We start from the raw sequence: 5,070 nt of genomic DNA, 5'->3' as shown, positions 1-5,070 counted from the left end.
CCCTTTCGAGCAGCGTGACGTCGGGCTGGTTGCCGGATTCACCGCCGGCTGCGGGCTGGTGGATGGCGACCAGGCCGGCCTCGGCCAGGTCCGCCACGAGGATGCGGGCCACTCCCAGGGGAAGGCCGAGCAGGGCGGAGATCTCGGCCACCGACTTCACGTCGGAGGCGCACAGCGAGCAGATCCGCTGGTGCTCGGGCAGCAGGGTGGCCAGCCGGGCGGGGTCGACCGACGCGGAAACCAGTGCTTCCAGGGCGAGTTCGTACCGCGGCCGGGTGCGTCCGCCGGTCATGGCGAACGGGCGGATCAGCGGTCCGGAGTCCTCGTGGTCGTCGAACCCGTCGTCCTCGTAAGGCTGTTCGGTGTGCGGCGCCTCGTAGCGGTGCGGCAGGTCGGCGGGGTCGTGCGGGAACGCCTCCTGGCCGGGGTAGGCCTGGCCGTATCCGTCCTGCTGCTGGTACCAGCGCGGGTCGGACTGCGGGGGCAGGTACGACTGGCCACCGTTGTTGAACTGCGGCGCGTACTGCTGCTGCTGACCGTGGCCGACGCCGGGAGTCCCGAAAGCGTCGTGGCCGGAGCCCGCGTACGGGACGCCGAACTGGCCACTGTGGTCGGGCGGTGTCACGGTTCATCTCCTCAAAGGGTGCGGCGGTGCGTAGCTGGCCGCGTCGCCGGAGGAGCGCCGAGGCCGGTGGTGCGAAGGCCGTACAACGCCCGGTCCCGAGGCCGCCGAAGCGACCTCGGGACGGGCAATGAGGTCTTTCGAATACCAGGACGGTATCCGACGAACCGTCAGTGCAGGAGACTGCCCTGGAGTTCGGCCCGCAGAGCGGGCGTCAGGACCGCGCCGGCGCGGTCCACCAGCAGGGCCATCTCGTAGCCGACCAGGCCGATGTCGGAGTCCGGCGAGGCGAGCACCGCGAGCGCGGAGCCGTCGCTGACGGCCATCAGGAACAGGAAGCCCCGCTCCATCTCGACCACGGTCTGGGTCACGTCGCCGCCCTCGAAGATCCGGCTGGCGCCGGAGGTCAGCGAGGTCAGTCCGGAGGCAACGGCGGCGAGCTGGTCGGCACGGTCCCGGGGGAACCCCTCGGACATGCACAGCAGCAGACCGTCGGCGGAGACCACCACCGTGTGGGACACCCCGGGGGTGTTGTCCACGAAGTTGGTGATCAGCCAGTTCAGGTTCTGTGCGGCCTGGCTCATCTGGGTCAACTCAACGCTCCTGCTGGTTCGAGCCGCCGAAGAGATCGGTGCTGCTGTTGTGCGGTCCATCACCGTACGCCCCCGGGTCGGGGTCGATCCGGAAAGTGCCGGTGGTGCCGGAGTCGCCGCCGGCCTGGCGGCCCTGCTCGACGCCGCGGCGCAGGTTGGTCAGGCGGCCGCGGACCTCGTTCGGGTCGCGGGAGACCTGCGGGCCCTCCTGCGCGGTGGGCTTGGCGTTGCCCGGCACCAGGTTCTGCCGAGGCACCCGGCGCGGCAGACCCGAGGGGGTCATGCCGGAGCTGGACGGCTCGCGGAGCTTCTCCGCGCGCTGCCAGTCGCCGTCGTTGGGCGACTCCCACTCGCTGCTGGGCGCCGCGGTCGGACCGGTCGGGCCGTAGCCGCCGAGCGCCGACACGTCGTGGCCGCGCGACTCGGATTCGGCGGGCGCGGAGGTGTCCCTCGCACCGGTGAACCAGTTCGGGCTCTCCGTGCCGGGCTGCCCGCCGCCCGCGCCCGCCAACTGCTGGCCGGGGCGGCGCTGCGGCAGCCCGCTGCCGGTGGTCCCGTCCGCCGGGGCGGCCGGCGGCAGGGCCGGCAGCTCCTCCGCCGGGTACGGGTGCCCGGCGGGCTCCTCGTAGCCGTACTCCTGCTGCTGCTGCCCGTAGCCGTCGGCGTACTGGGCGTCCTGGTACTGGTCGTCGGCGTACTGTCCGGCGGCGTACTGCTGCTGGTACTCGTCGCCGTACTGGCCGCCCTGGTAGGCGTCGTCCTGGTAGCCGGCCGGCGCGTACGGCGACCGGTACTGCTCGGGCGCGTACGGGTCGTCCTGGTACGGCTGCTCGGCGGACGTGTACGGGTCATGGCCGTAGCCGGCGTCCTGGTAGCCGTACGCGTCGCCCTGGGCGGCCTGCTGGGGCTCGTACGCGGCGGCGAAGGGGTCGGAGTCCGGACGGCGGTACTCGTCGCCGTACGGGGCCTGGTAGCCGTTCTCGGCGGGGAAGCCCTCCGCGCCGTACGGCGACTCCAGGATCTCCGCCTCCATCGGCTCCGCGACGGCGGCGCCGGGGCCGGCCTCCAGGGCGGCCCGGCGGCGCTCCTCCAGGCGCTGCGAGCGCTGCATGGACTCCAGCGCGGGGGAGAAGCCGTTGCCGCCGGCGGCCACGCCGAGGGTGGGCAGGTGGTCGTCGAAGCCGAGCTCGGCGGCGGTGCGCTCCGGGCCGTCGAAGGACCACTCGGCGGGAGTGGGCTCCTGGTCGGAGAAGATCCGCGAGACGGTGAACTCCTCGCCCTGCGGCTCGGGCATCCGGGCCAGCTGGGTGAGGTGCAGCGGCAGCATCACCAGCGAGGTGGTCCCGGCCGACTCGCCCGAGGGGCGCAGCTGCACGCGGATGTCGTGCCGCTGGGACAGCCGGCCGACCACGAACAGGCCCATCCGGCGGGAGATGGTGGCGTCCACCGTGGGCGGCTCGGCGAGCTTCTCGTTGATCTCGGCGAAGTCGTCGGCGGTCAGGCCGATGCCCTTGTCGTGGATCTCGATCAGCACCCGGCCGTCCGGCAGGCCGGTGGCGTTGACCAGCACCCGGGTCTGCGGGGAGGAGAACGAGGTGGCGTTCTCCAGCAGCTCGGCGAGCAGGTGGACGAGGTCGGTCACGGCGGGGCCGACCACGTCGGCCTCGGGGATGCCGGCCAGCTCGATGCGCTCGTAGTGCTCCACCTCGGAGGCGGCGGCACGCAGCACGTCGACCAGCGGGACGGGCGTGTTCCAGCGGCGGCCGGGCTCCTCGCCCGCGAGGACGAGGAGGTTCTCGCCGTTGCGGCGCATGCGGGTGGCGAGGTGGTCCAGCTTGAAGAGGTTCTCCAGCTGGTCCGGGTCGGCCTCGTTGTTCTCCAGGTCGGTGATCAGCGCCAGCTGGCGCTGGATCAGGCCCTGGCTGCGGCGCGACAGGTTGGTGAAGATCGCGTTGACGTTGCCCCGCAGCAGCGCCTGCTCGGCGGCGAGCGAGACGGCCTGCTGGTGGACCTGGTCGAAGGCGCGGGCGACCTCGCCGATCTCGTCCTTGCCGTGCAGCGGGATCGGGGTGACGGCGGTGTCGACGCGCTCCGGGTCGGTCTTGGAGAGCTTGTCGACCAGCTCCGGCAGGCGGTGGTTGGCGATGTCCAGCGCGGCGGTGTTCAGGGTCCGCATGCCGAGGATCATCGAGCGGGCGATGTAGCCGGTGAGCAGACCGGCCAGCACCAGCGAGGCGATCACGATCAGCGCGTTCAGCACCCAGTCGGCGAACGCCCGGTCCTTGATGCTCTGGGCGTCGGCGACGACCTGGTCGAGCAGCTCGCCCTCGGCCGCGCGCAGCGCGTTCATGTGGCTCTTGGTGGCCTGGTCCCACAGCGGGCGGGTCAGGCCGTCGGCGCCGGCCGCGTTGATGATGCGGGCGGCGGCGTCGCGGTCGTTGGCGGAGGTGGCCAGCTGGCTGCCGTAGCTCATGCCGACCATCAGCAGCGCGCCCATGCTGGGCATGGTGTGGCCGTCCGGCATGCGGAGCGGGAGGCGCTGGTCGGCGGTGGTCTGGGCGACCTCGGCGTCCGAGTAGACCTTCACCTCCTCGTCGCTGGAGGCGGTGTTGAACTCGTCGCGGGCGGTCTGCTCCAGCTTGGAGGCGACCATCAGGCCCTGGATCAGGTCCTGGCCCTCGTGGCCGTCCACGCCGCCGACGCCGAGGCCGACCAGCAGGTGCAGCATCAGCGCGCGCTGGGTCGAGGCGGCCGCCTTGGCCAGCGACATCGCGTAGATGGCGCGGCCCTTGGAGGTGACGTTGGAGGAGCCGAAGCCGACCGAGTTGTCCATCGACAGCAGCGGCGCGAACAGCAGCGAGTACGCGTTGACGGTCGCGGTCGCGAACAGCTCCGGCTTGTAGGCGTTCTGCCGCAGGTGCGGCAGGAAGACCGCCATCGACTCGAACTGGCTGTTGCGGCGGGAGACCGTCGGGTCGTCCTTGATCTTGGAGAAGGCGGAGCGGTACTCGGTCAGCGCCTGGTCGGTGCGGTCGCGGAGCTTCTTCACCTCGCCCTGGTCGCCCTGGCCGGTGAGCAGCGGCACCAGGCTCTCGTCGCGCTCCTGTTCCAGCGCGTCGGCCAGCTTGGTCGCGGCGCTCGCCACCTTCGCGACGCGCACCGCGCGGTCGGCGTTGGTGTAGTCGTCCAGCGAGGTGTTGACGCGCAGGCCGCCGAAGACCAGCGCGATCACCACGGGGATGACCAGGATGGCGACCAGACGGGTCGGCACCCGCCAGTTCAGCGGGGACAGGAAGTCGGCCCGGCCGCCGCCCTTGCGGGGGGCGCCCTGGCCGGCGCCCGGGCGCTCGGCGGAGTCGCCTGCTGCGGCGGGGGCGGTGCGCTGCGGTTCGCCGCGGTCCTCGGCCGCGGCGAACGCGGAGAACTGACCTGGGGTCTGGCCGCTCACCGGTTCCTGCTGGCGGGGCTCGGAGCGCCGCTGCGGGGTGACTGGCTGCTTACGCCTCACTCGACAACAACCTCTCGACCGACTGGCGGCCATGGATCTATCCGGCGGCTACCCCTCGACGGGCCGCGGCCCGACGGGTACTACGGGGCAGCTGGAATTCCAACACGAGCCGGAGAAGCGGACAAACGGCTGACCTGCCCCGGGGGGATGGGGTGGAAAGCGGACATTTACGGCTGAATTCCCGCAAACCTCAAGGTCTTTGGCGCGGACCGGAACCAACTGGCTACACACTGTCAGTAGGGCCCGGCAAATGTCTGTCGAACTGTTACCGGGGGACGCGAACCATCCTTGGCGCGCGCCCCCGGCCGGGCCTTCCGGCACTCACCGCAGGCGGGCGAGGAGGGCGT

At 71.9% G+C, this 5,070-nt stretch carries 3 protein-coding genes; all 3 read right to left on the bottom strand.

All coding sequences use genetic code 11. The features are described 5' to 3' along the window. The coding region (locus AMK19_RS34465) for a DUF742 domain-containing protein (RefSeq protein WP_083647149.1) at nt 1-625 on the bottom strand (625 nt) is incomplete at its 3' end. 167 nt (nt 626-792) lie between these two features. Continuing rightward, the gene (locus AMK19_RS20965) at nt 793-1,206 is read right to left on the bottom strand and encodes a roadblock/LC7 domain-containing protein (RefSeq protein WP_014138208.1); all 414 of its coding nucleotides are present in this window, start codon (nt 1,204-1,206) and stop codon (nt 793-795) included. Between the two features lie 10 nt (nt 1,207-1,216). After that, the gene (locus AMK19_RS20960) at nt 1,217-4,663 is read right to left on the bottom strand and encodes a sensor histidine kinase (RefSeq protein WP_073814024.1); all 3,447 of its coding nucleotides are present in this window, start codon (nt 4,661-4,663) and stop codon (nt 1,217-1,219) included. Nucleotides 4,664-5,070 lie beyond the last annotated feature (407 nt).

Origin of the sequence: Kitasatospora sp. CB01950 (assembly GCF_001905465.1) — a bacterium.
Classification (GTDB): Bacteria; Actinomycetota; Actinomycetes; order Streptomycetales; family Streptomycetaceae; genus Kitasatospora.
This window is presented reverse-complemented; position numbering and strand designations above follow the sequence as displayed.